Here is a 2,127-nt window from a genome sequence, read left to right on the forward strand (position 1 = left end):
TTATATAGAATAATTTATCTCTATACTGTGTTCCAGTTTTACTGTACCACCTCACAGGATGGTTTTTAGAAATCCTTTCTCCTCAAGTGATTGGTAGCTTGTTAGCTATATGCTGTATTTTCGTTAGTTTTATATGGCTGTTCTTGTTTTATCATGGGGAGCTTAGTGAAGAATCTACTATCACTTAATGGCATGTATATGTACATGCCATTTTTATTTATGTCGAAATTCACAAGAAAAAGGCGATTTATTTCTCTTACAATCTAATTTTTTAGAACGTACAATAAATTTAGATTATAAGAAAGGAGCTAACAAAATGTTTGAAGATCGACTTACCATTTCAGCAGAACAACAAAAGCTAATTTCCAATGCAACTCGCATTCAAATTCTTCACCTTTTAAAAGACGAAACACTCACTGCAAAACAAGTATCTACTAAACTAAATAAATCTGCTGGTAGCGTTCACTATCACATCCAAATTTTATTTGACGGAGGCTTACTTGAATTAGTAGATACAAAGGAAAAACGGGGGATTATTGAAAAGTACTATAAAGCAAAATCTGCTCACTTCTATATTGAAGAAGCAGGCACTAAAGGAACAAATACAGGGAGCCATATTGTATCTCATTTATTTTTAACTCCAGAGGAATTACAACAACTCACTTGGGAAATCTCACAAGTTTTATTACGCTGGGAAAGCAAAACCGCTCGTCAATCAGCCTCAGAAGAAGAATACGCTATTTCCTGCCGGATAAAAAAAACAATGAAAGAAAGGTCCATATACCCATGAAAAATAAATTATTATTATTGTCGGGCACAGGCATTTCTCGTTTAGGTGATTTTATGTACCTCATAGCTCTAAACTTAATGGTGTTAAATAGTACAAACTCTCCCGCTGCTGTAGCAGGCCTATGGATTGTCGGTCCAATTGCCACCGTTGTTACAAAAATATGGTCTGGTAGTATTGTAGATCGATTAAATAAACGGTCAATTATGCTCATCACAGATATAATTCGAGCAGCTCTCATTGGCTGTATTCCACTATTTGATTCTATTTGGGTCATTTATATTTTTATCTTTTTAACTCGCATTGCTACATCATTTTTCGATCCAGCTTCATTTACTTATAAAACAATGCTCATACGAGCTGAAGAGCGCGCTCAATTCAACGCTTGGAATAACTTTTGTACAAGCGGGGCTTTTATTATCGGTCCAGCCCTTGCTGGAATACTTCTCACCACGTACTCAGCATCCTTTGTTATTTACTGCAACTCACTTTCATTTCTACTTTCTACCATTCTCATTTACTTCTTGCCAAACATTACATTACAAACAAAGCAAAACGAAGAGGTTTCAAATACTTTCTTACAAACATTACGAAGTGATTGGAAACAAGTTTTTTCATTCGCTCGAACGGAAACCTACATAATTCTCATATTCGTTTTATTTCAAGCTACTATGCTTGTTTCTATGGCACTCGATTCACAAGAAGTTGTTTTCACAAATCAAGTACTGTTTTTATCCGATATAGAATATAGCATGCTTGTTAGTATAACTGGTGCGCTTACGTTTTCGGTTCATTTCTCGTCTCTCTATTTGCCAAACGATTACCAATTCAACATTGTATCGGATTAGGTATGATTTTCACAGCAATAGGGTATGTAATTTTCGCCTTTTCAAATTCATTTATAGTCGCAGCAGGCGGTTTCATTTTACTTGGCATTTCTTCATCATTTGCTGGTACTGGCTTTATAACATTTTATCAAAATAACATCCCTGTACATATGATAGGACGTATCGATAGCGTGTTTGATTCAATAAAAAATTTCATTCAAATCTTTTTCATTTTAGCAATTGGGGCATCCGCACAATTTCTTTCCGTTCAAATTACTGTAATAAGTAGCTCGTTACTCATTCTTTTCCTTTCCTGTTTATTAGCACTCCGGGTAATGACTCCTTCACGAGAAAAATATTTTAAAGCTACAGGATCATCTTTGGAATATTAACCGCAACATAAAAAGCGGCTATTTTTCCGCTTTTCATCCCGCTATTTGCCGGGCAGTAAGATCCCGAGTGGTGTGGGCTAATAATCAGTGGGGGATGAACAAAACCCCCACTGATTAAAAT

At 35.5% G+C, this 2,127-nt stretch carries 1 protein-coding gene and 2 pseudogenes; all 3 read left to right on the forward strand.

The window, feature by feature from the left end; all coding sequences use genetic code 11:
• Positions 1-50 precede the first annotated feature (50 nt).
• A pseudogene (locus AB3X49_RS21860) lies at positions 51-188 on the forward strand (MFS transporter); the annotation flags it as partial.
• Positions 189-316: 128 nt separating this feature from the next.
• Complete coding sequence (locus AB3X49_RS21865) at positions 317-790, forward strand: ArsR/SmtB family transcription factor (protein ID WP_367964716.1); 474 nt, start codon at positions 317-319, stop codon at positions 788-790.
• Positions 787-2,006 (forward strand): annotated as a pseudogene (locus AB3X49_RS21870) (MFS transporter). Before AB3X49_RS21865 ends, AB3X49_RS21870 begins: the two are co-directional and overlap by 4 nt.
• Positions 2,007-2,127: the final 121 nt, after the last annotated feature.

This window comes from Bacillus sp. C30 (assembly GCF_040838255.1).
Taxonomy (GTDB): domain Bacteria; phylum Bacillota; class Bacilli; order Bacillales; family Bacillaceae_G; genus Bacillus_A; species Bacillus_A mycoides.

What these genes read in the sequence shown, in the direction of transcription:
- AB3X49_RS21865 (WP_367964716.1), top strand. Translation starts at nt 317, where the DNA reads ATGTTTGAAGATCGACTTACCATTTCAGCAGAACAACAAAAGCTAATT.